This is a genomic window from Streptomyces synnematoformans (assembly GCF_039531005.1).
GTDB classification, from domain to species: Bacteria; Actinomycetota; Actinomycetes; order Streptomycetales; family Streptomycetaceae; genus Streptomyces; species Streptomyces synnematoformans.
In genome coordinates, this window is the sequence record NZ_BAAAPF010000060.1 from 1 (window position 1) to 25,711 (window position 25,711).

Consider the following 25,711-nt stretch of genomic DNA (forward strand, 5'->3'; position numbering starts at 1 on the left):
CAGCACCGTGCCCAGGCAGAACACGTCGCTCGCCGCCGTGACCCGCTCGCCGCGCCGCCCGAGCCGGTCACCCCGGCTCCGGCCCCGGCCGAGCCCGGCGCCCCGCCCGCCTCCGTACCCGCGCCTTCTCCGGCGTACGGCGCGGGCGCTGCGGCCGCGGCGGCGCTGTACGAGGGCGCGCCGGAGGCGGGGGGCGAGCCCGGCGGCCGGGACAGCGACAGCCGGGGGCCCGAAGGCCGGGGCCCCGCGACCCGGGTCCCGGCCGCCCCGGCCACCCGTCCGGCCACCGAGCCTCCCGCCACCCAGACCCCGGCGCCCGAGACCCCCGCCACCCGGGTCCCGGCGCCGGACAACGCCGCCCCCGCGGGCCCGTCGCCCGCGGTGGCGGCGCTCATCGCCGCCGGTGCCGCCGCGTCCGGCGGCGCCGCGCTCACGCCGCTCCACGCCGGCTGCTCCGCGTTAGCCGGCGTGTCCGTACCCGCCCCCGCCCGGGCCCCGGCGGCGGACCACGGCGACCCCGCCGACCCCGGCCCCGCCTCCGACGACACCGCGGCCGCCCCGGCGACCTGCTGCGCGCATGCTGTGCCAAGGTGGCCCCATGCGCCGCATCGCCGTGACCGCCTCCGCCCTCCTCGCCGCGGCGCTGGCCGCGTGCTCGACGGGGGACCCCGAGGCGGCGGCTAGTGGGGGTACCCCCGCCAGTGGGGGCGTAGCCGGTGGGGGAGGGGGTGGGAGCGGGAGCGGACCGAGCCCGGCCCGCACGGATCCGAGCGTTCAGGAGCTACGGGTACGGGTGCTGGAGCGCCTGCCGCATGACCCCGAGGCGTTCACGCAGGGCCTGGAGCTGCGCGGGGACGACCTCTACGAGGGCACCGGCCTCTCGGGCAGCTCCTCCGTGCGCCGCGGCCCCGTCGGCGGCGCCCCCACCGTCCAACGCGACCTGCCCGCCCCGCTCTTCGGCGAGGGCCTGACGCTCGTCGGCCCCCGGCTCTGGCAGCTCACCTGGCAGAACGGCATCGCCATCGAACGCGACGCCCGCACCCTCCGGGAACTGCGCCGGGTGCGCTACGCCGGCGAGGGCTGGGGCCTGTGCCACGACGGCACGGCCGGCGGCGCCGGCGGCCGGCTCGTCATGAGCGACGGCAGCTCCCGTCTCACGTTCCGCGACCCCGGGACGTTCGAGACCACCGGCCACGTGGACGTCACCCGCGACGACATACCCGTCGACCGGCTCAACGAGCTGGAGTGCACCCCCGACGGCGGCGTCTACGCCAACGTCTACCAGACCGACACCCTCGTCCGCGTCGACCCCGCGACCGGCGCCGTCACCGCCGAGATCGACGCCTCCGGCCTGCTCGGGAGCGCCGAGCGGCGGGCCGGGGCGCTCGAACTCAACGGGATCGCCGCCGTCCCCGGCGGCGACGAGTTCCTGCTCACCGGCAAGCGCTGGCCCCGGATGTTCCGGGTCGCGTTCGTGCCACGCTGACGCCGCCGCAAAAAACTTCGCGGGGGTGTCGATCCGGCAGGGTGGCGTTCGACGCATGGGCAGAGGGACGGCGCCCGGCCGCCCCGACGAGACCGAGGAGGCGCGCGATGCGCTACATGATGCTGATCGAGCCGGACCTGGAGCGCAGCCCCGCGGACGGGATGCCCAGCCAGGAGATCATGGACGAGATGGGCAAGCTGCTGGAGGAGATGACCAAGGCCGGCGTGCTGCTCGACACCGCCGGGCTGAAGCCCGAGGAGGAGGCCGTGCGGGTCACCTCGGACCGCGGGAGGCTGTCCGTGGTGGACGGGCCGTTCACCGAGTCCAAGGAGCTGGTCGGCGGCTACCTGATCGCCCAGGTCACCTCGAAGGAGGAGGCCCTGGAGTGGGCCAGGCGCTTTCTGAGGGTGCACGGTGAGGAGTGGGTCCTCACGCTGGAGCTGCGGGAGATCATGGAACCGTAGCCGACCGTTACGGCCCAGGTCAGGGCCGTAACGAGTTGCCTCCGGCCGGGCCGGGCTGTTCTGATGTGGGGCTGTGACGGCTTCGCAGGACGCCCGCGCCCGGCGGGCCACCGACAGCGCCGTGGCCGCGGTCTGGCGGATCGAGTCCGCGCGCATCATCGCGGGCACGGCCCGGATCGTGCGCGACGTCGGGGTGGCGGAGGAGCTGGCGCAGGACGCGCTCGTCGCCGCCCTGGAGCAGTGGCCCGAGTCGGGGGTGCCGGACAACCCCGGCGCGTGGCTGACGGCCACGGCGCGGCGGCGCGCCATCGACCTCGTACGCCGCAAGGAGCGCTACGCGCGCAAGCTGGCGGAGATCGGGCACGACCTGGAGAGCCGCCGCCCCGCCGGGGAGGCGCAGCTCGACGCGGTCCTCGACGACGACATCGAGGACGACCTGCTGCGGCTGGTGTTCACGGCCTGCCACCCGGTGCTGTCCACGCCCGCGCGGGTGGCGCTCACGCTGCGGCTGCTCGGCGGGCTGACGACGGACGAGATCGCGCGCGCGTTCCTGGTGCCGGAGCCGACGGTGGCGCAGCGCATCGTACGGGCCAAGCGGACGCTGGCGAAGGCGGAGGTGCCGTTCGAACAGCCGCAGGGCCCGGAGCGGGCGGAGCGGCTGGCGTCGGTGCTGGAGGTCATCTACCTGGTCTTCAACGAGGGCTACTCGGCGACCGCCGGCGACGACTGGATGCGCCCGGCGCTGTGCGAGGACGCGCTGCGGCTGGCGCGGGTGCTGGCCGGGCTGATGCCGAAGGAGCCGGAGGTGCACGGGCTGGCGGCGCTGCTGGAGATCCAGGCGTCGCGGGCGGGCGCGCGCACCGGGCCGGACGGCGCGCCGGTGCTGCTGCTGGAGCAGAACCGCAGGCGGTGGGACCAGTTGCTGATCCGCCGCGGGTTCGCGGCGCTGGCGCGGGCGCAGTCGCAGGTCGCGGCCGGGGCGCCGGGGCCCGGGCCGTACGCGCTGCAGGCGGCGATCGCCGCCTGCCACGCGCGGGCGTGGCGGGCCGAGGACACGGACTGGGCGCAGATCGTCCGGCTGTACGGGGCGCTGGCTCGGGTGGCGCCGTCGCCGGTGGTGGAGCTGAACCGGGCGGTGGCGGTGGCCATGGCGTACGGGCCGGAGGACGCGCTGCGGATCGTCGACGGGCTCGCGGACGAGCCGGCGCTGAAGGACTACCACCTGCTGCCGAGCGTGCGCGGCGACCTGCTGCGGCGGCTGGGGCGGGCGGAGGAGGCCCGCGCGGAGTTCGCGCGGGCGGCGGAGCTGACGCGCAACGCGCAGGAGCGCACGCTGCTGCAGACCCGGGCGGAGTCCGCGCCGGACGGGCCGTAGCGGGCGGGGCCGCGGCGGCGTTCCCGGGCCCCGGCCCGGGCTCAGTCCGTCAGCGTGAGAGGGAGACCGAAGAGGGGGAACAGGCGGTCGACGCCGAGGAAGTTGTTCAGCCCGGTGACCTTGCCGTCCTCGATCTCCAGGACCTGGATCGCCCAGGCGCGGTGGCCGCCGCCCTCGGGGTCCGGGTGGTACTGCGCGAAGGCCGGCATGCCGTTCGCCAGGCAGGGGACCAGCCGGGAGCCGCGGCAGACCGCGCCGGTGCCCAGGAACCAGGTGCGGATGTCCTCCTGGCCCTGCAGCCACAGCGGCAGCGGGGGCATGGACAGGACGACGTCCTCGCGCATCAGGGCCGTGAGGGCGTCCAGGTCGTACCGCTCGAAGGCGGCCACGTACCGCTCCAGGAAGCGCTGCTGGTCCGCGTCCAGCGGCTTGGCCGGCTCGGTGTCGGCCGGGGCCTCGGCGGCCAGGGTGGCGCGGGCGCGCTGCAGTGCGCTGTTCACCGAGGCCACGGAGGTCTCCAGCAGCCCCGCGACCTCGCTCGCCTTCCACGCGAGCACGTCCCGCAGGATCAGCACCACGCGCTGCCGGGGCGGCAGGTGCTGCAGCGCGGCGACGAAGGCGAGCCGCACGGAGTCGCGCTGGGCCGCGACCTCGGCCGGGTCGCCGCCCTCGGGGAGCACCTTCGTGTCCGGCATGGGCTCCAGCCACGTGGCCTCCGGGAGGGCGCCGCCGAGGGCGGCCTCCGGGGGCGTGGTGGCCGAGCCGGGGGAGGAGAGGTCCATCGGGCGGGCGCGGCGCTGGGGGCTGCCGTGCATGTCGAAGCAGACGTTCGTCGCGATGCGGTACAGCCAGGAGCGCATGGACGCGCGGCCCTCGAAGCGCTCGAAGCCCTTCCACGCGCGCACCATCGTCTCCTGGACCGCGTCCTCCGCCTCGAAGGCGGAGCCGAGCATCCGGTAGCAGTACCCGGTCAGCTCGACGCGGTGGGACTCCAGGCGCTTCTCCACCGGCTCTTCTGCGGCGGGCTCAGCCACGTCTTGTCTGGTCACGTTCGCCATCGTAGAGGCGGGCACCGACAACGGTCATCGGGTGCGACAGATGTACAGAATTCACGAACCGGCCACCACAAGGGCTTACTTCCCGGCCGGCCAGGCCAGGACGTTTAACATGATTACGTGCTCTTGTGTTAGATATGTCCAGGATCGTGAAGCGGGCATACAAGTACCGCTTCGACGGTGAGCTGAAGCTGGCGAAAATGGCCGAACCGCTGGCGGTCGTGTGGCGCCGGCCGCTGCCGGAGGGCGCGGAGCCTTCCACGGTCACCGTTTCCTGCGACGCGGCAGGACGGTGGTTCGTCTCGCTGCTGGTAGAGGAGACCATTACCCAGCCTCCTTCGACGGCCACCGCGGTGGGGATCGACGCCGGGCTGACGCACCTGCTCACTCTCTCGACGGGGGAGAAGATCTCCAACCCCAGGCACGAGCGGGCTGACCGGCGGAACCTGGCCCGTGCGCAGAAGGCGTTGTCACGCAAGGCCAGAGGATCGAACAACCGGGCCAGGGCCCGACGCCGTGTCGCCCGGATTCATGCGCGGATCTCCGACCGGCGCCGCGATCACCTGCACAAGGTCACCACCCGGCTGGTACGCGAGAACCAAGCCGCTGTCCCGCGCCATCTCCGATGCCGCGTGGGCCGAGCTGCGATCGATGCTGGAGTACAAAACCGACTGGTACGGGCGGCAACTTCTGCTGGTGGACCAATGGTTCCCCGCTAGCAAGCTGTGCTCCACCACCGGCTGCGCCCACATGAACGACAAGATGCCGCTGAACGTGCGGAAGTGGACGTGCCCGAGGTGTGGCATTGTCCACGACCGGGACGTCAACGCCGCGAAGAACACCCTCGCCGCCGGGCTGGCGGAGAGGTAAAACGCCTGCGGAGGGCCGGTAAGACCGACCCCGGAGACATCCTCCCGGCCGGTCAGTCCCCCGGCTCCTCGGCGGTGGACCCGGCGCGCGTGCGCTGCCACTCCTCGAACTCCCTGCGCACCCGCCGGTCCATCGCCATCGCCACCTCCGCCTCCAGCACCTGCATCGACACCGGGCGCAGCTGCTCCAGCGCGTCCGTCAGCCGCTCCACCTGCTCCGCCGTCAGCTCGTCGGCCGGGGTGCGCAGGACGTCGGCCAGCACGTGTTCGCGTATGAGGGCGGTGAACAGCTCGGCGAGGTCGTCCGCGTGCGCGCGCACCTCGCGGCCGGCGGCGAGCACCGCGGCCAGCGGCACGCCCTTGGCCACCAGCGCCGACGAGGCGTCCAGCAGCCGCCGGCTGACGTGGATGAACTCCTCGCCCTCCACGGCGACATAGCCCATGTCGATGGACGTGGCCAGGTTCTCCGGGGAGACCTCGCCCGCGAACCGGTCGGCCAGCTCCTCGGGCGTGATGCGCACCGGGGTCTCCTCCGACCACGGCTTCGCCAGCGTCTCCTCCAGCCCGAGCAGCTCGGCCGCGCCGCGCACGTCCCGGCCGCTCTCGAAGGCGGAGATCAGCTCGGCGATGCCGCCGAGGGTGTGCCCGCGGTCCAGCAGCGCGGCGATCGTCCGCAGCCGGGACAGGTGACCCTCCCCGTACCAGGCGATGCGGCCCTCGCGGCGCGGCGGTGGGAGGAGCTTGCGCTCGCGGTAGAAGCGCAGGGTGCGGACGGTGATGCCGGCGCGCTCGGCCAGCTCCTCCGTCCGGTATTCGCGTCCCACCGTCTCTCGCCTCCGCCGGTTCCTCGTCGGTCTGTCCCGGGCTGCCTGCGCCGACCACCAGGGTAGGACCTCGCGCCGACACCCCGTCCGCGTACGGAAGTCGATCACGCCCGCCCCCTACCCATCGGTAAGGAGAGGCCCTACTCTCTCATCATGCCAGTGATTGCTGGCGTAATCGCGACTCCACTGCTGGGAGGACGACGGCGATGACGCGCGAACACGTGAGGGTGGCGGTGATCGGCGCCGGCTTCGGCGGCCTCGGCGCCGCCGTACGGCTGCGCCGCGAGGGGATCACGGACTTCGTCGTGCTGGAGCGGGCGGGCGCGCTCGGCGGCACGTGGCGGGACAACAGCTATCCGGGCTGCGCCTGCGACGTCCCCTCCCACCTGTACTCCTTCTCCTTCGCGCCCCACGCCGAGTGGCCGCGCACCTTCTCCGGCCAGGAGCACATCTGGGACTACCTGGAGCAGGTCGCCGACATCTTCGGCGTACGGCAGCACATCCGCTTCGACCACGAGGTGCGCAGCATCCGCTGGGACGACGACGAACTGCACTGGGAGGTCGACACCGCCCACGGCGAACTCACCGCCGACGTCGTGGTCTCCGCCACCGGCCCGCTGTCCGACCCCAAGGTCCCCGACATCCCCGGCCTCGACACCTTCCCCGGGAAGGTCTTCCACTCCGCGCGCTGGGACCACGACGTGCCGCTGGGCGGCAGGCGGGTCGCCGTGGTCGGCACCGGCGCCTCCGCCATCCAGATCGTGCCGTCCATCCAGCCCGAGGTCTCCCGGCTCACGGTCTTCCAGCGCACCCCGCCCTGGGTCCTGCCGCGCGTGGACCGCGCCATCAGCGCCCCGGAGCGCTGGCTGCACACCCGCGCCCCCGCCACCGCCAAGCTGCGCCGCGGCATCCTGTGGGGCATCCGCGAACTCCAGGTGCAGGCGTTCACCAAACACCCCGGCGAGCTGGGGTTCGTGGAGGGCCTGGCGAAGCGGCACCTGGGCCAGGCCGTCAAGGACCCCGCCCTGCGCCGCAAGCTCATACCCGACTACCGCATCGGCTGCAAGCGGATCCTGCTCTCCAACGACTACTATCCGGCGCTCGCCCAGCCCAACGTCGACGTCGTCGCCTCCGGCCTCAGGGAGGTGCGCGGCTCGACCCTCGTGGCCGCCGACGGCACCGAGACCGAGGCCGACGCGCTCATCTTCGGCACCGGCTTCCACGTCACCGACATGCCCATCGCCGACCGCATCAAGGGCCGCGACGGCACGACGCTCGCGGAGACGTGGGGCGGCGGGATGGAGGCGCTGCGCGGCGCGAGCGCGGCCGGGTTCCCCAACCTGCTGACGATCATCGGCCCCAACACCGGCCTCGGGAACAGCTCGATGATCCTCATCATCGAGGCGCAGCTGAACTACCTGGCCGACTTCGTACGCCACCTCGACCGGCTCGGCGGGCCCGGCGGCCCGGGCGGCCGGGTCGCGCTCGACGCGCGGCCGTCCGCGGTCCGGGACTGGAACGAGCGCGTGCAGGAGCGGATGAAGCGCACGGTGTGGAACACCGGCGGCTGCGACAGCTGGTATCTGGACGCCAACGGGCGCAACACGACCGTGTGGCCGGGCACGACGAGCGAGTTCCGGAAGGTGACGAGGAAGGTGCACATGGAGGAGTACGAGGTGCTGCGGCCCGGATCCGGGAAGGCCGCCGCCGCGCGGCGGGGCGCGGAGGCCGTCCGGTGACCCGGCTCATGCACGTCACCTCCGGCCCGTACGCGCCGCCCGTGCCCCGCCGCGAGCTGACCGCGCTCTCCGCCGACGGCACCCGGCTGCACGTCGAGGAGCACGGCGCGCCGGACGCGCCCGCCGTCGTCCTCGCACACGGCTGGTGCTGCTCGACCGCCTTCTGGGCGCCGGTGATCCGGCAGCTCGCACCCGACCACCGCGTCATCGCGTACGACCAGCGCGGCCACGGCCGCAGCCCGGCCGGCGGCGACGGCTCGTACCACACCGCCACCCTCGCCGACGACCTCGGCGCCGTGCTCGACGCGGCGCTGGCGCCCGGCGAGAAGGCCGTGATCGGCGGCCACTCGATGGGCGGCATGACGCTGATGGCCGCCGCCGGCCGCCCGTACCTGCGCGACCGGGCCGCCGCCGTGCTGCTGTGCAGCACGGGCAGCGCGCACCTGGTGCCCGAGTCGCGGGTGGTGCCGCTGCGGGCCCGCGCGCTGCGCTCCGCGGCACAGCGGGCGCTGCTGGTCTCGCGGCTGCCGATGGGGCCGGTGACGCCGCTGTCGAAGAAGGTGCTGGGCCCGGCCATCCTGGGCCGCGGCGCGACCCCGGCGCAGATCGAGGCGAGCGCCCGTATCGTCTTCGCCAGCCCGCGCAAGCCGCGCGGCGCGTGGGGCCGGGTGCTGGCGACGCTCGACCTGGACGCCGAGGTGGCCCGGATGCCGGTGCCGGCCGCGGTGGTGCACGGCAGCGCCGACCGGCTCACGCCGGTGCGGCTGGCGCGGAAGATCGCCGGGCTGCTGCCGGACTGCGCGGGGTTCACCGAGCTGGACGGGCTGGGGCACATGACGCCGATCGAGGCGCCGTACGCGGTGGCCGAGGTGCTGCGCGGGCTCGTCCGCGACCACCTGGGCGGCCAGGCGGCCGGCGCGGAAGCCGCCGCCGAGGCCGCCGGGAGAGTCGAGCAGGTCGGGAAAGTCGAGAAAGTCGGGAAAGTCGCGGAAGGGGCCGAGGAGCAGGAGGCCGTCAAGAAGGAGGAGGCGGGCGCGTGAGCCGCGGGCGGGGACTTGAGGGCAGGACGGTCGTCGTCACCGGCGCCGCCCGCGGCGTCGGCGCGCTGCTGGCGCGCCGGCTGGCGGCGCGCGGGGCGCGGCTCGCGCTGGTGGGTCTGGAGCCGGACGAGCTGAAGAAGGTCGCCGACTCGCTGCCGGGCGAGGCCGCCCACTGGCACGCGGACGTCACCGACCACGACGCGATGGCCGGCGCCGCCGCCGCGGTCGAGGAGCGCTTCGGCGGCGTCGACGTCGTCGTCGCCAACGCGGGCGTCGCCCTCGGCGGCCCGTTCCTCGACTCCGGCGCCCGCTCCTTCGACCGCGTCATCGAGGTCAACCTGCTGGGCAGCGTCGCCACCGCGCGGGCCTTCCTGCCCGCGCTGGTCCGTTCGCGCGGCTACCACCTGCAGGTCGCCTCGCTCGCCGCGCTGACCCCGGCGCCGCTGATGGCGGCGTACTGCGCGTCGAAGTCCGGTGTGGAGGCGTACGCGCACTGCCTGCGCGCCGAGGTCGGCCATCTGGGCGTGGACGTCGGGGTCGGCTACCTCAGCTGGACCGACACCGACATGGTGCGCGGCGCCGACGAGGACGAAGTGCTGCGGGACATGCGGGCGCGGCTGCCGTGGCCGATGAACAAGACGTATCCGCTGGCGCCCGCCGTGGAGCGGCTGGTCGCGGGCATCGAGCGGCGGTCGCCGCACGTCTACGGGCAGTGGTGGCTGCGCGGCATGCAGTCGGTGCGCGGCGCGGTGCCGTCGGTCGTCGCCGGGCCGCTGGGGCGGCGGGAGATGCGGAAGCTGGCGCCCCGGCTCGCGGCGACCCGGGCGGCGCGCGGCGGTCTGGTGGGCGCCGGCGGCGCGGCGGACGAGCGGGCGCGGGAGACGCGGGGGACGTAGCCGCGGAGCCGTGGCGGAGGGGCGCAACGGCGGGCGGGGGCCGGCGCGTACGGCGCGGAGGGGCGAACGCCCGTACGCCGTGCGCCCGTTCGCGCTCCGGGCATGGACAGCGGCGGAGGGGCGCACCCGCGCCGGGTGCGCCCCTCGTGCGTGGCTCAACCGCGCCGTATCAGGGCTGGTCCTGCTCGCGGCGCTGCTGCTGCTCGCGCTGCTGCCGGCGCTGCTGCTGTTCGCGCTCCTGCTGCTCGCGGCCCTGCTGTTCGCGGCCCTGCTGCGCGTCCTCCTGGGCGCGCTGCGAAGTGTCCTGGCCGGACTCCTGGCCGCGCTCACGGCCCTGCTGGGCCTGTTCGCGCCCCTTCTGCGCGGCTTCCCTGGCCTTGTCGGCCGCGTCGCCGGCCATGTCCTTCGCCTTGTCGAATGCGCCCATTCTGTTCATCACTCCTAGTGAGAGAGGGTGTTCGGGCCTTCCTCAGGCTTACATACCGGGACTGATGCCGCATTTCGTGCTACCCCGTTCCGGGTTGCTCCGCGGCAGGCCGCGCCGCGTCGTGCCGTTACGGGCGCGGCGGCAGCGGCGGACGGCGCCGGTCCGGCACGTCGGTGTAGTCCGGCGGCACCGCCGCCGGGTGCTCGCCCAGCAGGTCCAGCGCGGTGGCCACCGCGACGTCCAGCTCGGAGGTCCGGCCCTCCGCCCAGTCCAGCGGCGTGCGTTCGGCGACCACGTCGGGCGGGACGCCGGCGTTCTCCACGCCCCAGCCGTACTCGTCGAACCAGGCCGCGTTCATCGGCACCGTGATCACCGTGCCATCGCCCAGCCGGTGCCGGCCCGTCATCCCGACCACCCCGCCCCACGTCCGCAGGCCCACCACCGGGCCGAGGCCGAGCAGCTTGAACGCCGCCGTGATCATGTCGCCGTCCGACGACGTGGCCTCGTCCGCCAGCGCCACCATCGGGCCGCGCGGCGCGGTCGAGGTGTACGAGACGGGCTGCGCGTTGCGCGTCAGGTCCCAGCCCATGATCGGGCGGGTGAGCTTCTCCAGCACCAACTCGCTGATGTGCCCGCCCGCGTTGCCCCGCACGTCCACGATCAGCGACTCGCGGTTCATCTCCATCCGCACGTCCCGGTTGAACTGCGCCCAGCCGCTCGCGACCAGGTCCGGGATGTGCAGGTACCCGCAGCGCCCGCCGCTCAGCTCGTGCACCACCGCGCGCCGCGCCGCCACCCAGTCCTGGTAGCGCAGCGGCCGGTCGTCGACGAGCGGCACGACGGCCACCCGGCGCAGCCTGCCCTGGTTGCCCTCGATCGCGAACGTCAGCTCCACCGTCGTGCCCCCCGCCCCCGCCAGCAGCGGGTACGGGCCCGTGACCGGGTCGACCGCGCGGCCGTCGACGTGGGTGAGCACCGAGCCGTCCGGGATGCCGGTGCCGGCGAGCGGGGAGCGGGCGCGGGTGTCGGAGGAGTCGCCGGGCAGGATGCGGGCCAGCGCCCAGCCGAGGCCGTCGCGGGTGCGGACGAAGTTCACGCCGAGGAAGCCGATGGGCCGCTGGTAGTGCGGCGGGCCCTCGTTGCGGCGGGCGGGCGTGACGTACGCGTGCGACGTGCCCAGCTCGCCCAGCACCTCGCGCAGCAGGTCGGCGAACTCGTCCGGCGAGGCCACGCGGTCCAGCAGCGGCCGGTACTGCGCCAGCACCGTGTCCCAGTCGACGCCGCCCATGCGCGGCTCCCAGAAGTACGCCCGGACGATCCGGCCGGCCTCGGCGTACGCCTGGTGCCACTCGGCCACCGGGTCCGCCGTGTGCAGCACGCGCCGCAGGTCGATGTAGACGGTGGCGTCCGGGTCCGCCCGGTCGCTCACCGGCATCGCGCGCAGCGAACCGCCGTCGTTGACCACCAGCCGGCTGCCGTCGCCGCTGACCGCGATCTCCGTCACCAGCGACGTGAGTTCGGTGAGCCGGGCGGTGGAGATGTCGAACAGCTCCAGCGTCGGCCGGCCCGAGGTGTCCGCGGGGTTGGCGAACGTCTCGCCCAGCGCCCCCGAGATCGGCCAGCGCAGCCACACCAGCCCGCCGCCCGCGACCGGCACCAGCGAGGAGTACTTCGACGCCGGCACCGGAAACGGCGTCACCCGGCTCTCCAGCCCCTCCGGGTCCACCAGCACCGTGGAGTTCCCGCCGGCCGGGTCCGGCGCCGGCGGCCCCGCCGGGTCCATCCCGCCGGCCGCCGGCCGGCCCTCCGCGGACAGCGCGAACGGCGACGGCGTCGCGGGATGCAGCGGTACGAGGTACGGGCGGGAGCCCAGCGGGAACGACAGGTCGCCGGTGTGCACGTCGTACACCGGGTCGAAGCCGCGCCACGACAGGAACGCCAGATACCGCCCGTCGCGCGTGAACACCGGCTCCTCGTCCTCGAACCGGCCGTCCGTGACGTCCACGACCGCGCGGTCCGCGATCCGGGCGATCTTGATCTGCCGCAGCGAGCGGCCGATGCCCGGGTGCGACCAGGCCAGCCACCGTGAGTCGGGCGAGAACGCCAGGTCGCGCACGGGCCCGTTGACGGACCGGATCAGCTCGGTGACCTGGCACTCGCCCGCGGCCTCCGCCGGCGACAGCTCCTCCGCGGCCCGCACCGCCTCCGCGAACTGCTCCGCCGCCTCCGCCGACATCCGCTCGTCCGCGCCCACCCGCTCCGGCACCCGCACCAGCAGCAGCCGCCCGTCGTGCGAGGCGATCGCGAGGTGCCGGCCGTCCGGCGACGGCACCAGCGCCACCACCCGGCCCAGCCGGCCCGCCGCCAGCCGCAGCGGCTCGCCGACGGCGCCGGTGCGCGGCAGGTCGGCGATCTCGACGGCGTCGTCGCCGTACGCGTCCGTGACGTACGCGACGCGGCCCGTGTCGCCCAGCATCTCCGGCAGCCTGACCCGCGCCCCGGGCGTCTCGGTGATCGTGCGCGCCGGGCCGTCCCGGTGCGTCAGCCAGTACAGCGCGCCGCGCACCGCGACCGCGCTGGCCCGCCCGGTGGTGTCGACGGTGAGCGCCTCGACGTTGTTCTGCGCGGCCACCTGGTACGGCCGCCGCCCGGCGCGCGGGCTGCCGAGCCGGATGTCGAGGCGGCGCGGCTGCCCGGCGGGGCCGAAGTCCTCGGCGAGCCACAGCTCGCCCGCGCACTGGTAGACCACCCGGTGGCCGTCGGTGGCGGCGTTCCTGGCGTAGAACTCGGCGTGGTCGCTGTGCCGGCGCAGGTCCGTGCCGTCGGGGAGGCAGGAGTAGAGGTTGCCGGTGCCCTCGTGGTCGGAGAGGAACGCGATGCGGGTGGCCGGGGGTGTACCCACGAACATCACGCACTCCACGTGCCCGCCGATGTCCGCGAGCAGCCGCTCGCCGTGCAGGTAGATCCGGCCGGTGGCGCCGCCGCGGTAGCGCTTCCAGGCGGCGGGCTCGTGCGGCGGTCGGCCGGTCAGCAGCAGCGTCCTGCGGCAGCCGGACAGCTCGGCGACGGCGATGTCGTCGACGGGGCCCCACGGCAGCCGGCGGCCCGGGGCGCCGTCGGCCGGCACCAGGTAGGACCACGTCTGGTACGAGAGCGGCTGGCCGTGCGAGGACACCGCGAGGATCTGCGGCGCCCCGTCCTCGCCGCCGCCCGGCGGCGTCCAGCCGCACACCCGGGTGTCCAGGCTGCCCCAGTACGTCAGCCGTCGGGCCCCGCCGCCCTCCGCGGACACGAGGTGGATCTCGGCGTCGAGGCTGCGCCAGCTGGTGAAGGCGATGGACCTCCCGTCCGGCGAGAAGCGCGGGTGGCCGACGCGGGTGCGGTCGACGGTCAGCCGCCAGCCCCGCTCGGGCTTGGCGCCGGGGGCGGGCAGCGGGGCGAGCCACAGGTCGTCCTCGGCGGCGAAGCAGAGGAGGTCGCCGTGGAGGTGGGGGAAGCGGAGGTAGGGCAGGCCGGGGTCGGTCCCCGCGGTACTGTCGGAGCCGGCTGTCACAATCTCCATGTTTCGGGGCGTAAGGGGTCACGGCAAGTCGGGCGGACGGTCGCCGCAGGCCGGGGACCTCCGCGGCGGCCGGGGCGGGCCGGGGGCGGTGACGGCTCCGGCCGGGATCGTGCGCTCCCGCCGGAAACCCTTCGGCCGCGACCCGGGCCGGGCATAGGGTCCGGAGCATGCCCGAACTTCCGCCCGCGATACCGGCTCCGACGCCCTACCCGGCCCCGTCCGACGCCGTCGTCGCCATGCTCCGACGCTTCCCGGTCAAGTCCATGCTCGGCGAACAGCTGCCGGAACTCGTCGTCGACGAGCGCGGCACGGTCGGCGACCGCCTGTGGGCCGTGACGTACGCCGACGGCAAACTCGGCAGCGGAAAGAACTCCCGCCGCTTCCGCCGCACCGAGGGCCTGCTCCACTTCTCCGCCTCCTACGCCGCCCACCCCGCTGCCGCCGCCCGCCCCCGCGTCGTCACCCCGGACGGCTCCGACCTGCGCGACGACGCCCACCTCGCCGAGCTGCTCGGCGCGGACGTGCGGCTGGCCCGCGAGGACGCCGTGCCGCACTTCGACGAGCGCGGCGTGACGCTCATCGGCACCGCCTCCCTGCACGCGCTCGGCGGCATCCTCGGCGACACCGAACCGGCCGACGACCTCCGCTTCCGCAAGAACATCCTGCTGGACACCGACGAACCCTGGATCGAGGAGGACTGGGTGGGCCGGGAGGTGGCCGTCGGCGACGAGGTGCGGCTGCGGGTCGTCAACCGCATGAAGCGCTGCGTGATGACGACGATGGCGCAGCGCGACCTGCCGGAGGACCGCCGGGTGCTCAAGACGCTCACCGCGGACCGGGGGATGTGCATCGGCGTGGGCGCCGACGTGCTGGTCCCGGGCACCGTGCGGCTCGGCGACACCGTACGCCCGGTCTGACCCGGAGCCCCCCGACTCCCGCCTCCCCTGCCCCTGCCCGCTGGCCCTGCCCGCTCGTCGCGGCTGCCCGACCCCGCCTGCTTCAGCCCTCCGGCCCCCGGCCCGACGGTCCCGGGCCGGGCGGCGGGCTCGACGGCGGCGGCGGCATCTGCACGGCTGCCGGCGGCGCGGCGTACTGCTGCCGCTCCGGCACCGGCGACGCCGCGGGCTGCGGCGGCACGTAACCGCCGACAGGGCCAAGCGGCGCGTCCGCCCCCGCCTTCGCCTCCGGTGCGCGCAACATCATCGCGATCACCGCGACCGCTATCAGCGACCCGCCGACGTACGTGGCCAGGATGAGCCACCCCTCCAGGTCCTCGGTGTACATGTCCCAGGTAGGGAAGGGGATCAGCTCCGGATCGGTGGGGGGACCGTTCCGGTCGTAGTCGGAGATCGTCATGCCGATCATGCGGCGGACGTTGATGTACAGGTAGACCCCGAGGATCGCCATCGCCGCGCCGCGCACCACCGGACGGCGCATCAGCGCCAGCGCACCCAGCACCAGCAGCGCCACCACGAAGACCGCCTCGTAGTACTCCGTGGTGCCGGCGGACACCGGGAAGGGCGACTCGCCGGCGTCCACGAGCCCCTTGAAGTACCTGCCGGTGTCGGCCCCGTCCCGGGTCAGCATGCGGACGATCCACCCGGCGAGCGCGAGGCCGAGCAGCACCATCAGCCCGCCGGCGATGACGTACAGCTGCGACCCCGGCGCCGGCCTGGCCCCCGCGCCGCCCGCCGGCCGGTCGCCCGCCCGCAGCATCATCACGAGCACCGTCGCCGAGAACAGCAGCACGACCACCCAGCTGGCGATGATCACGAACTCCAGGTCGTTGCCGCCGACGTACCAGTCGCGGAACTGGTCGCTCGTGGCCAGGCCGATCAGCTCGCGCACCGCGGTGAAGGACATCACGAACCCGCACAGCAGCGCGGCCCCCCGCGCCGCGCGCCGGTTCAGCGCCGCGACCAGCCCCGTCACCAGCAGCGTGACCGTGAACGCCCAGACGTACGGGTTGAACAGCTCGGGTTCCAGGGGAATCCGCGGGTCGTAGAGCGCCTTCAGGAAGTCCTCGACGTCGGTGCTCACGTGGTCGAAGTCGTAGTAGATCCAGACGATCACCAAGCGGCCCAGCGCCGTGAGCAGCACCGCCGCGGTGAGATACACGCCGAGGTGACGCCGCGGCGCATGCCGGTCCGACGCCGGCGGCTCCGACCGCCACCGCGGCCCCTGGTCGACGACTGCCATGCTGATCCCCCGTTGCCTGAGTTGCGGAGACTCCATCCTGGGGGCGAACGGCCAGGGAAAAAACCCCTGTGGATAAGTCCTGTTGCGTACTTGTCACCCGTTGCGGACCGGCCGGGGACGCGACCGCCGGCGCCGATCCGGTCCCCGCTGCCGGGCAATGGTGCTACCTTTTTGCGTAGTGGGGCATTCCGCAGGCTGGCACACGCCTGCAGGGGCCTGGGTCCCGCGCCAGATCAGGTATCTCGGTACGTGGCATGACCGCCCCCCACACACGGAAGGAGGTTGGGGACGGGACCACGCACGGGCGCCCGCCCCCGGCTACCCATGAGTCGTGGAAAGTTATCCGCAGTCCTCTTTTCAGGTCTTCTGCTGACCATGTCCGCGGGCATCGCGCCCGCCGCCGTCTCGGCGTCACCGGCCGGAACCCAGCAGGCCCAGGTGTCGCTCACCCAGGTCGCCACCGCGGCCGCACCCACCGCCGGCGCCGCCGGGCCGAACGGCACCGTGTGGATCGGCGAACGCGCCGGCACCGTCCGGGTCCTCGACGGCCAGGGCCTCAGCGAACCGGTCGTCGACATCACCGGCGAGACCACCACCGACGGCGAGCGCGGGATCGCGGACATCGAGTTCAACCCCGACTTCACCCGCTTCTACCTGTCCTACACCGACGTCGACGGGCACAGCACGATCGACGAGTTCGAGGTGGCGGACGGCGAGGTGCAGGCGGACACCCGGCGCACCGTCTTCTTCCAGGAGCAGCCGGGCGCCGCGCACAACTCCGGCCACATCGCGTTCGGCCCGGACGGGATGTTCTACATCTCCCTCGGCGACGGCGACTACTCGCCGGAGGGCGACCCGTACGACAACTCCCAGAACCTCGGCTCCCTGCTGGGCAAGGTGCTGCGGATCGACCTGAGCGCCGGCGACCCGTACGCGATTCCGCCCGACAACCCGTTCGTCGACGTTCCGGGCGCCCGCGGCGAGATCTGGGCCTACGGCCTGCGCAACCCCTGGCAGTTCTCCTTCGACGCCGAGAACGGCGACATGTGGATCGGCGACGTGGGCCACCTGGAGCGCGAAGAGGTCAACCACGCGCCCGTCGGCGCCTCCGGCCGGAACTACGGCTGGCCCCTCATGGAGGGCACCCGCCAGCACCGGGGCGCGGAACCGCCCGGGCACGTCCCGCCGGTGCACGAGTGGCAGCACGGCCTCACCGGATTCTGCGACTCCGTCACCGGCGGCTACGTCTACCGGGGCGACCAGATCCCGGAGCTGCAGGGCTCCTTCGTGTTCGCCGACTACTGCGGCGGCAACCTGCAGGCACTCCAGACGCAGAACGGCCAGGTGACCGGGGTGCTCGACCTCGGCGCCAACGCCGGCTGGGTCAGCACGTTCGTGCAGACGCCCGACAACGAGCTGTACGTGGTCGACATGGGCGGCTTCGGCGGCGGCGGTGGCACCCCCGTCGGCGCCGTCTACCGCCTCGGTCCGGCCTAGCGCCGGTGCCCTGACGGCACCCCGCGCCGCGGTCCCCGCCACCGGCGGCGGACCGCGGCGACGGGACCGCCGGCTACGCCGGCAGCAGCACCAGCGTGATCCCCGCCAGCATCAGACACGCCCCGACGATACGCGGCCCGCCGAACCGCTCCTTGAGGAACACCGCCCCGATCGCCGCCCCCACCACGATGCTCGACTCGCGCAGCGCCGCTATCGGCGCCAGCGGGGCGCGCGTCTGCGCCCAGAGCACCAGCCCGTACGCCGAGACGGAGATCGCCGCGCCCAGCAGTCCGCGCACCGCCACCGGCCGCAGCTCGCGCACCAGCCCCGGCCCGCGCCGGACCAGGGCGGCCAGCGGGATCCACGGGCCCATCAGCAGCACCAGCCACGCCGTGTAGCCCAGCGCGCTGCCGGAGGCCCGGACGCCGACGCCGTCGACGATCGTGTACGTCGCGATCGCCAGCCCCGTCGCGAACGCCGCGGCCAGCGCCGGCCAGTGCGGCCGGGTGTCCGCGCCGCGCAGCCCCCACAGCGCGATGCCGCTCAGCCCGGCGCACGCCACCGCGACGCCCGCCGTCTGCGACAGGCCCAGCCGCTCGTCGAGGAAGAGGTGCGCGACGGCGGCGACGACCAGCGGGGCCGTGCCGCGGGCGATCGGGTAGACCTGCCCGAAGTCGCCCAGCCGGAACGACCGCATGAGCAGCGTCATGTAGACGAGGTGGAGGGCCACCGACGTCAGCAGCCACGGCCAGGCGCCGGCCGCCGGGACCGGCACGAAGAACACCGCGGTCCCGGCGATCAGCACGTCGCCGGCGCCGATGAGGGCGAAGACGGCCAACTGGTCCCGGAAACCGTGCGCGAGGGCGTTCCACGAGGCGTGCATCACGGCAGCGGCGAGGACCGCCGCCGCTATGAGGGGCGTCACGCCCCGGGCTCGCGCCCCTCGGCCACCTCGACGGCCCGTACGTCGACGACCCTGCCGCCCGCGTGCGCGACGAGGTCCTTCGGCGCCATGGGGAACACCGTGTGCGGGTCGCCCGCGGCGGCCCAGACCTCGCCGTGGTCGAGGAGCCCGCGGTCGGCGAGCACCGTCATCCGCGTCACGTGCCCGAAGGGCGGTACGCCGCCGATGGCGTACCCGGACGCCTCCCGCACGGCGGCCGCGTCCGCCCGGCGCACGGCGCCGGCGCCCAGCTCGGCCCGTACCCGCTCGGTGTCCACCCGCGAGCCGCCGTCCATCAGGACGAGGACCGGCACGCCGTCCGCCGCGAAGACCAGGGACTTCACGATCTGGCTCAGCTCGCAGCCGATGGCCTCCGCCGCCTGTGCGGCGGTGCGGGTGGCGGCGGGGAAGCGGCGTACCGGCACGCTCAGGCCGAGTTCGGCGAGGGCGGCGGCGAAGAGCGGGTGTGCGGCGTCGGCTGTCGTCATGGGGGGACGTTAATGCCGGAGGTACGGGCGGTGCGAACCCATTCCGGCCCCGGTGCCGCCCGCGCGGTCAGCCGTGGGCGGCCAGCACGTCCTTCACCAGCGGGCCCGCGAACTCCCCGCCGTGCCCGATGTTCGGCACCATGGCCGCCGCCGCCAGGTCCCCGCGGTACCCGGTGAACCAGGCGTTCGTCTCCTCCTGCCCGCCCACCTCCGCGGAGCCCGTCTTCGCGCCCACGTCCCCGGTCAGCCCGCTCATCGCCTCCGCCGCCGTCCCGTACGACGCGGTCGCGGCCATCAGCTCCCGCAGCGACTGCGCGGTCTCCGGCTTCATGGTCCGCGGCGCGGCCGCGAACTGCCGCCCGTCCAGCTCCTGCGGCACCAGATGCGGCTGCCGGAACACGCCGGACTTCACGGTCGCCGACACCGACGCCATCGTCAGCGGGTTCATCCGCACGCCGCCCTGGCCGATCAGCGACGACGCCATCTGCGCGTCGGACTGCACCGGCACCGCGCCGTCGAAGGTGGTCACGCCCGTCTGCCAGTTGAGCCCGATGCCGAAGACGTCGCGCGCGTGCTGCGTCAGGTCGTCGTCCTCCAGCTTCTCCGCCATCGAGATGAACGCGGTGTTGCAGGAGGCGGTGAACGACTCCGTGAACGTGCCGCCCTGGATGGTGAACGACTTGTCGCCGACGTTCTCGAACTCCCAGCCGCCGTAGGCCTTGTAGCGGGGGCACGGGTGCGGCTCGCCCGGCGCCGCCAGGCCCTTGTCCATGAGCATCGAGGCCGTGACGACCTTCATGGTGGAGCCGGGCGCGGACGAGCCCTGCAGCGCGGTGTTGAAGCCGTTGCCGGCCTGGTTGGCGACCGCGAGCACCTCGCCGGTGCTCGGCTTCAACGCCACCAGCGCCGCGCCGCTGTGCCGGGAGACGACCTCCTCGGCGGTCTTCTGCACCTTCGCGTCCAGCGTCGTCTTCAGCGTGCCGGGCTTGGCCTCGGACAGCTCCAGGAGCGTCTCGGGCGCGCCCGCCTTGTCGTCGTCCTTTTTCTTCTTCTTGCCACCCTCGTCGTGCGCGTCGGCCGGCTCGGCGCTCTCCGTCCACACCTTCACGCCCGGGGTGCCCCCGGCCTTGGCGCCGTAACGCTCGCCCAGGTCGGCGATGACCGGCGCGAGGGAGGGGTACGTGTCGGGGTCCAGCGCGGTGCCGTTGCGGTCCACGGCCTTGACCGGCGGGGCGTCCTTCGGGCCGGTGCGCAGCCGCTCGCCCTCGCCCAGCTTGGGGTGCACGACGGACGGCTCCCAGGCGATCTCGACCTCGCCCGTCCTCCCGTCCCGTACGACCTCCAGGGCGGAGTTGTACGCCCAGGGCTTGACCAGCTCCTTGAAGGACACCTCGGCGTCGACGCTGAACGGCACCTTCGTCCCGCGCGGCTTGCCGGGGGTGAGCTTGACCTTCCCGACGCCCGCGTCCTCGCGGTACGAGGTGAGGGCGGCGAGCGCCGCCTTCCTGTCGTCCGTCATCCCGGCCGCGATCTCGGTCCGGCCGCCGGCCCAGGCCGTCAGGAAGTCGCCGGCGGCTCTGGCCGCCTCCTTGGGGCCGGGCGGCCCGGTCTTCACCGGATCAGGTGAGCCGGGCGCGGTCAGCGCGCTGCCGCCGCGCCGCGTCCCGTCGTCGTCGAGCAGGCTGTACGCGCCGAAGCCGGCGGCGCCGACGACCGCGGCCCCCGCGCCGACGAGCACCGCGATCCGGGCGCGCGCCGACCTCGCCGACACACTCGGGCCGGCGTGTCTGCGCCGGTGGCTACCCGCCATCTGCCGTGCTCCCTTTGCCCGCACCGTGACGATTACGACCCTGCGTCAAGCACACTAAGCCACGCGCCGCGCCGGCGCCCACCGCGGCGGTGGCGGTCAGACCCAACTCCCCAGCCACATGCGGGCCTCCCAGGCGTCGCGGGTGATGGTCTCGCCGGTGTAGATCGGCCAGAAATAGATGAAGTTCCAGACCACGAGCAGGACGAGCACACCCGCCGCGACCACGCCCGCCGCTCTGCGCCATTCGGTGGGCGCCGGCGCGAGGGCGGGCCCGTCCGCGGAGGCGCCGGACCCGGCGGGCGCACCGGTCCCGGCGGGCGCACCGGTCCCGGCGGGCGCACCGGTCCCCGCGAGGGCCGCGGTGCCGGCGCGGGCCATCGCGCCGAGCATCATCGTCACCGCCAAGCACAGGTACGGCAGGAAGACGACGGCGTAGAAGAGGAAGATCGTGCGGTCCTGGTAGAACAGCCACGGCACCCAGCCGGCCGCCACGCCGCACAGGATCGCGCCCGCACGCCAGTCGCGGCGCAGGCCCCAGCGGTAGAGCGCGTAGACGACGGCCGCGACGCCCAGCCACCACAGCAGCGGCGTGCCCAGCGCGAGGACCTCGCGGGCGCAGTTCTCCGTGGCGTCGGCGGGGCAGCCGTCCCGGCCGGGCGGCGGGTCCTCCCAGAAGTACGACACGGGCCGGCCCACCACCGGCCAGCTCCACGGGTTGGAGTCGTAGGTGTGGCCGGAGTCGAGGTTGACGTGGAACCGGTAGACCACCGCGTGGTAGTGCCACAGGCTCCGCAGCGCGTCGGGGACGAACGGGAACGCGGTGTCGCGGTCCTCGGCCCAGCCCCGGAAGTAGCCGTTGTCGGAGGCGAACCAGCCGGTCCAGGACGCGACGTACACCGCGGCCGCCACCGGCACCGTCGAGAAGAACGCCGGCACCACGTCGAGGCGCAGTGCGCGCGCGTACGGGCGGCGGGAGCCGGCCGTACGGCGGGCGCCCGCGTCCCACAGGACGGTCAGCAGGCCGAACGCGGCGAGGATGAACAGCGCGTTCCACTTGGTGCCCAGCGCCAGCCCCATGCACACTCCGGCGGCCAGCCGCCACGGCCGCGCCCCCAGCCGCAGCCCGGAGGCCACCGCGTCGTCCGGCCGGCCGGCAGGCAGCGCGCCGGCCAGCCGTGCGCGCGCCCGGTCGCGGTCGACGAGCAGGCAGCCGAACGCCGCCAGCACCCAGAACATCAGCACCAGGTCGAGCAGCGCCGTGCGGCTCATCACGAAGTGCAGCCCGTCCACCGCCATCAGCAGCCCCGCGAGACAGCCGAGCAGCGTGGAGCGGAACAGCCGGCGGCCGATGCGGCACAGCATCAGTACAGAGAGCGTGCCGAGCAGGGCGACGACGAACCGCCAGCCGAACGGGTCCAGGCCGAACGCCCACTCGCCGAGCCCGATCATCCACTTGCCGACCGGCGGGTGGACGACGTAGCCGGGGTCGTCGCTGAGCGGGATGACCTGCGGGTCGTCGAGGAGCTGCGCGTTGGCGTCCTTGGGCCAGCTGCCCTCGTAGCCGAGCTGCAGCAGCGACCAGGCGTCCTTCGCGTAGTACGTCTCGTCGAATATCACCGCGCGCGGGCTGCTCAGGTTCACGAACCGCAGCACGCCGGCGAAGAGCGCCACGAGCAGCGGACCGCCCCACGCGCCCAGCCGCGCCACCCGCGCCGCCGTCGCCGCGGGCACGCCGGCCACCCGCAGCAGCCGCGCCCCCGAGCCCCGGTACGGCGGCACCAGGCGCTCCGTGACGCCGGGTTCGCGCCGGGGCGCGTACCCGAACGCGCGGAGCCGCCGCTGCCACGCCGGGGCGGGCGGGGGCCGGCTCTGCGCGCGCTGCGTCGCGGTGTCACTGGTCACGGGGGCCCATCCTAGGCGCGCCCGCAGCCGGTCCGGCCGGGCCGATCCGGACCACCCGCGCGGGCCCCGTCCGCGCGGCCCGCACCGGCCATCCGCCAGGATGGGGACGTGAGCGGACTCCTCGTACTGGCAGGCACCCCCATCGGCGACCCCGCGGACGCCCCGCCGCGGCTGGCGGACGAGCTGGCCGCGGCCGACGTCATCGCCGCCGAGGACACCCGCCGGCTGCGCCGCCTGACGCAGTCGCTCGGCGTGCAGCCGACGGCCCGCGTCGTGTCGTACTTCGAGGGCAACGAGGCGGCCCGCACCTCCGGCCTCGTCGAGGAGCTGGCCGGCGGCGCCCGCGTGCTGCTGGTCACCGACGCCGGCATGCCGTCGGTCTCCGACCCCGGCTACCGCCTGGTCGCCGCCGCCGTGCGGCGCGGCATCACCGTCACCGCCGTGCCCGGCCCGTCCGCGGTGCTGGCGGCGCTCGCGGTCTCCGCGCTGCCGGTCGGCCGGTTCTGCTTCGAGGGCTTCCTGCCGCGCAAGCCCGGCGAGCGGCTGACGCGGCTGCGCGAGGCGGCGGGCGAGCGGCGCACCCTGGTGTACTTCGAGGCCCCGCACCGGCTCGCCGGCAGCCTCGAAGCGATGGCCGGCGTCTTCGGCGAGGACCGCAGGGCCGCCGTGTGCCGGGAGCTGACCAAGACGTACGAGGAGGTCAGGCGCGGCCCGCTCAGGGAGCTGGCGGGCTGGGCGGCCGACGGCGTGCGCGGCGAGATCACCGTGGTGGTGGAGGGCGCGCCCGCGGCGGACGGCGAGCGGCCCGGCGCCACGGAGCTGGCCCGCAGGGTCACCGTCCGTGAGGAGGCGGGGGAGCCGCGGAAGGAGGCCATCGCGGCGGTCGCCCGGGACGCCGGGGTACCCAAGCGCGAGGTCTTCGATGCGGTGGTGGCCGCGAAAAACTCGGTAAACAACTCAGAGTAGCCGTGCCAAAACTCCTTCAATTGATGGTATGGGAGGCTGCGGGCTGCGCCGAATGGGTGTCCACTGGAATAGGGGATGCCTTCCGGTGACTTGTCCCTCCATGGACAAGAGGAGCTGCCGATGTCCGAGCCCGAGCCAGTGACCGAGTCGTACGCGTTCGCCTGCATGATGTGCGGGCACGGCTGGGAGCAGAGTTACGAGATCCACCACCACGTCGACGCGAAGGGCCGGCCCTTCGTCACGTACCACACCGGCGGGGAACGGGTGCCCTCGCCGCTCACCAGGCCCACGTGCCTGAACTGCGGCGAGCACGTCGTCCGCATCATGCGCGCCGGCCAGGTCCGGTCCGTCGAGTCGGTGCGCCAGCGCCAGCGCTCGCGCCGCGACTGACGGCCGGCGCCCGGCCCCGCGGCCGCCCCGCACGGCGGTGTCGTACCGGGCCAGTAGAGTCCCCGGCATGGCTCAGCACACCACGGGCGGCGCGGACGCGAAGGCCGCGCCGCCGCCGCCCGAACCGCTCGGGCACCCCGCGGCGGACTCGCACACGCACCTCGACATGCAGGACGGCACCGTCGCCGACGCCGTCGCCGCAGCCGCCCGGGTGGGCGTCACCACCCTCATCCAGGTGGGCTGCGACCTGGAGCGGTCCCGCTGGTCCGCGGAGACCGCCGCCGCGCACGACGCGGTGTGGGCGACGGTCGCCCTGCACCCCAACGAGGCCCCGCGGCTCGGCGCCGGCCTGGACGCCGCCGTGGACGAGATCGCCGCGCTCGCCGCGCTGCCGCAGGTCCTCGGCGTCGGCGAGACCGGCCTCGACTACTACCGCACCGGCCCGGAGGGCGTGGCCGCGCAGCAGCACTCCTTCCGCAGACATATCGAGATCGCCAAACGCCGGCGGAAAGCCCTCGTCATTCACGACCGCGAGGCGCACGACGACGTGCTGCGCATTCTTGCGGAAGAAGGGGCGCCGGAGCGCGTGGTATTCCACTGCTATTCCGGGGACGCGGCGATGGCCGAAACCTGCGCGGAGAACGGTTACTTCATGTCGTTCGCAGGAAACGTGACCTTCAAGAACGCGGGGCAGCTGCGCGAGGCGGTCGCCGTCGCGCCCGCGGAGCTGCTGCTGGTGGAGACGGACGCGCCGTTCCTCACACCGATGCCGTACCGGGGCCGCCCCAACGCGCCGTACCTGATCCCCCTCACGCTCCGCGCCATGGCCCGGGCGCGCGGCACCGACCCCGACGAGCTGGCGGCGGCGATCGCGGCGAACACCGCGCGCGCCTTCGGCTACGCCCCGGCCGGCCCCATAGGCCCGGCGGGCCCGGTCGCCTCGGCGGGCCCGGCTGCGCCCGGCGGCTCGCCAGGAGTCCGCCAAGACCGAGGGCCTAACCTGGAGCGGTGAGCGCCACCACCGGTGAGCCGGACCCGCTGCTCGGCCCCGCGGACGTCCGCGAGCTGGCGGCGGCCCTCGGCGTACGCCCCACCAAGCAGCGCGGCCAGAACTTCGTCATCGACCCCAACACCGTCCGCCGCATCGTGCGCGCCGCCGACGTACGCGCGGACGACGTCGTGGTCGAGATCGGACCCGGCCTCGGCTCGCTCACCCTCGCCCTGCTGCAGGCCGCCGCCCACGTCACCGCCGTCGAGGTCGACGACGCGCTCGCCGCCGCCCTCCCCGCGACCGTACGGGCCCGGCTGCCGCGGCGCGCGGCGGACTTCGCGCTCGTGCACGCCGACGCGCTGCGCGTCGCCGAGCTGCCCGGCCCGCCGCCGACGGCGCTGGTGGCGAACCTCCCGTACAACGTCGCCGTGCCCGTGCTGCTGCACATGCTGGCCACCTTCCCCGGCATCGAGCGCACCCTGGTCATGGTGCAGGCCGAGGTCGCCGACCGGCTCGCCGCCGCCCCGGGGTCGAAGGTCTACGGGGTGCCGTCGCTGAAGGCCGCCTGGTACGCGGACGTCAGGCGGGCCGGCGCCATCGGCCGCAACGTCTTCTGGCCCGCGCCGAACGCCAAGGCCGCGCTCGTCTCCCTGACCCGCCGCGAGCCGCCCGCGACCGGCGCCACGCGGACCGAGGTCTTCGCCGCCGTCGACGCCGCATTCGCGCAGCGCCGCAAGACCCTGCGCGCCGCGCTCACCGGCTGGGCCGGCTCGGCGCCGGCCGCCGAG

Annotated in this window: 21 protein-coding genes and 2 pseudogenes; 14 read left to right on the forward strand and 9 right to left on the reverse strand. The window is 74.4% G+C overall.

Features of this window, described 5'->3' with window-relative positions; all coding sequences use genetic code 11:
* The 4 genes and pseudogenes from ABD317_RS12580 to ABD317_RS12595 all read left to right on the forward strand — a co-directional run.
* A pseudogene (locus ABD317_RS12580) lies at positions 1-684 on the forward strand (DMT family transporter); the annotation flags it as partial.
* On the forward strand, positions 599-1,486 hold the full coding sequence (locus ABD317_RS12585; RefSeq protein ID WP_344289893.1) for a glutaminyl-peptide cyclotransferase: 888 nt from the start codon (positions 599-601) through the stop codon (positions 1,484-1,486). The pseudogene ABD317_RS12580 and the gene ABD317_RS12585, both read left to right, overlap by 86 nt.
* A gap of 107 nt (positions 1,487-1,593) precedes the next feature.
* A complete protein-coding gene (locus ABD317_RS12590; protein ID WP_344289895.1) occupies positions 1,594-1,950 on the forward strand; it encodes a YciI family protein in 357 nt (118 codons plus the stop codon).
* 73 nt (positions 1,951-2,023) lie between these two features.
* Positions 2,024-3,325: an RNA polymerase sigma factor gene (locus tag ABD317_RS12595; RefSeq protein WP_344289897.1), complete on the forward strand. Its 1,302-nt coding sequence runs from the start codon at positions 2,024-2,026 to the stop codon at positions 3,323-3,325.
* A 41-nt stretch (positions 3,326-3,366) separates the two neighbouring features.
* On the opposite strand, the gene ABD317_RS12600 is transcribed toward ABD317_RS12595, so the two are convergent.
* Entirely contained in the window at positions 3,367-4,383 is a 1,017-nt protein-coding gene (locus ABD317_RS12600) for a sigma-70 family RNA polymerase sigma factor (protein WP_425582349.1), read from the reverse strand.
* 149 nt (positions 4,384-4,532) lie between these two features.
* Here ABD317_RS12600 and ABD317_RS12605 point away from each other — a divergent pair.
* A pseudogene (locus ABD317_RS12605) lies at positions 4,533-5,358 on the forward strand (RNA-guided endonuclease InsQ/TnpB family protein); the annotation flags it as partial.
* On the opposite strand, the gene ABD317_RS12610 reads toward ABD317_RS12605, so the two are convergent.
* The gene (locus ABD317_RS12610; protein WP_344289901.1) at positions 5,303-6,073 is read right to left on the reverse strand and encodes a MerR family transcriptional regulator; all 771 of its coding nucleotides are present in this window, start codon (positions 6,071-6,073) and stop codon (positions 5,303-5,305) included. The pseudogene ABD317_RS12605 and the gene ABD317_RS12610 overlap by 56 nt on opposite strands.
* 206 nt (positions 6,074-6,279) lie before the next feature.
* On the opposite strand from ABD317_RS12610, the gene ABD317_RS12615 reads away from it, so the two are divergent.
* Genes ABD317_RS12615 through ABD317_RS12625 form a run of 3 tightly spaced genes read left to right on the forward strand, consistent with a single transcriptional unit; the run spans position 6,280 to position 9,748 of the window.
* Positions 6,280-7,812 (forward strand): flavin-containing monooxygenase, encoded by a 1,533-nt coding sequence (locus tag ABD317_RS12615; protein WP_344289903.1) that lies wholly within the window; start codon positions 6,280-6,282, stop codon positions 7,810-7,812.
* The gene (locus tag ABD317_RS12620; protein ID WP_344289904.1) at positions 7,809-8,852 is read left to right on the forward strand and encodes an alpha/beta fold hydrolase; all 1,044 of its coding nucleotides are present in this window, start codon (positions 7,809-7,811) and stop codon (positions 8,850-8,852) included. Before ABD317_RS12615 ends, ABD317_RS12620 begins: the two co-directional genes overlap by 4 nt.
* Entirely contained in the window at positions 8,849-9,748 is a 900-nt protein-coding gene (locus ABD317_RS12625) for an SDR family oxidoreductase (protein ID WP_344289906.1), read from the forward strand. Before ABD317_RS12620 ends, ABD317_RS12625 begins: the two co-directional genes overlap by 4 nt.
* A gap of 169 nt (positions 9,749-9,917) precedes the next feature.
* Here ABD317_RS12625 and ABD317_RS12630 read toward each other — a convergent pair whose 3' ends face one another.
* A complete protein-coding gene (locus tag ABD317_RS12630; protein ID WP_344289908.1) occupies positions 9,918-10,175 on the reverse strand; it encodes a hypothetical protein in 258 nt (85 codons plus the stop codon).
* 127 nt (positions 10,176-10,302) lie between these two features.
* The gene (locus tag ABD317_RS12635) at positions 10,303-13,737 is read right to left on the reverse strand and encodes a S41 family peptidase (protein WP_344289910.1); all 3,435 of its coding nucleotides are present in this window, start codon (positions 13,735-13,737) and stop codon (positions 10,303-10,305) included.
* A 167-nt stretch (positions 13,738-13,904) separates the two neighbouring features.
* On the opposite strand from ABD317_RS12635, the gene ABD317_RS12640 reads away from it, so the two are divergent.
* Positions 13,905-14,654: an MOSC domain-containing protein gene (locus ABD317_RS12640; protein ID WP_344289912.1), complete on the forward strand. Its 750-nt coding sequence runs from the start codon at positions 13,905-13,907 to the stop codon at positions 14,652-14,654.
* 82 nt (positions 14,655-14,736) lie between these two features.
* On the opposite strand, the gene ABD317_RS12645 is transcribed toward ABD317_RS12640, so the two are convergent.
* Positions 14,737-15,936, reverse strand: coding sequence for a hypothetical protein (locus tag ABD317_RS12645; RefSeq protein ID WP_344289914.1), 1,200 nt, complete (start codon positions 15,934-15,936; stop codon positions 14,737-14,739).
* Between the two features lie 375 nt (positions 15,937-16,311).
* Between ABD317_RS12645 and ABD317_RS12650 the strand changes: the two genes are divergently transcribed.
* A complete protein-coding gene (locus ABD317_RS12650) occupies positions 16,312-17,433 on the forward strand; it encodes a PQQ-dependent sugar dehydrogenase (RefSeq protein ID WP_425582350.1) in 1,122 nt (373 codons plus the stop codon).
* Positions 17,434-17,506: 73 nt separating this feature from the next.
* Here the strand turns inward: ABD317_RS12650 and ABD317_RS12655 are convergent, their stop codons facing one another.
* The 4 genes from ABD317_RS12655 to ABD317_RS12670 all read right to left on the reverse strand — a co-directional run bounded on the left by ABD317_RS12655 (position 17,507) and on the right by ABD317_RS12670 (position 22,576).
* Positions 17,507-18,358: an EamA family transporter gene (locus ABD317_RS12655; RefSeq protein WP_344289918.1), complete on the reverse strand. Its 852-nt coding sequence runs from the start codon at positions 18,356-18,358 to the stop codon at positions 17,507-17,509.
* The gene (locus tag ABD317_RS12660) at positions 18,355-18,864 is read right to left on the reverse strand and encodes a YbaK/EbsC family protein (protein WP_027754599.1); all 510 of its coding nucleotides are present in this window, start codon (positions 18,862-18,864) and stop codon (positions 18,355-18,357) included. Before ABD317_RS12660 ends, ABD317_RS12655 begins: the two co-directional genes overlap by 4 nt.
* A gap of 67 nt (positions 18,865-18,931) precedes the next feature.
* Positions 18,932-20,674, reverse strand: coding sequence for a penicillin-binding transpeptidase domain-containing protein (locus ABD317_RS12665; RefSeq protein ID WP_344289920.1), 1,743 nt, complete (start codon positions 20,672-20,674; stop codon positions 18,932-18,934).
* Positions 20,675-20,770: 96 nt separating this feature from the next.
* Entirely contained in the window at positions 20,771-22,576 is a 1,806-nt protein-coding gene (locus ABD317_RS12670; RefSeq protein ID WP_344289922.1) for a dolichyl-phosphate-mannose--protein mannosyltransferase, read from the reverse strand.
* 108 nt (positions 22,577-22,684) lie between these two features.
* Here ABD317_RS12670 and rsmI point away from each other — a divergent pair, with 108 nt between their 5' ends.
* From rsmI to rsmA, 4 genes are all read left to right on the forward strand, one after another.
* On the forward strand, positions 22,685-23,542 hold the full coding sequence (gene rsmI / locus ABD317_RS12675) for a 16S rRNA (cytidine(1402)-2'-O)-methyltransferase (RefSeq protein ID WP_344289925.1): 858 nt from the start codon (positions 22,685-22,687) through the stop codon (positions 23,540-23,542).
* Positions 23,543-23,662: 120 nt separating this feature from the next.
* Entirely contained in the window at positions 23,663-23,932 is a 270-nt protein-coding gene (locus ABD317_RS12680) for a hypothetical protein (RefSeq protein WP_344289927.1), read from the forward strand.
* Between the two features lie 67 nt (positions 23,933-23,999).
* Entirely contained in the window at positions 24,000-24,944 is a 945-nt protein-coding gene (locus ABD317_RS12685) for a TatD family hydrolase (protein ID WP_344289929.1), read from the forward strand.
* On the forward strand, positions 24,941-25,711 hold a 771-nt coding region (gene rsmA / locus ABD317_RS12690), incomplete at its 3' end, for a 16S rRNA (adenine(1518)-N(6)/adenine(1519)-N(6))-dimethyltransferase RsmA (protein WP_344289931.1). The genes ABD317_RS12685 and rsmA, both read left to right, overlap by 4 nt.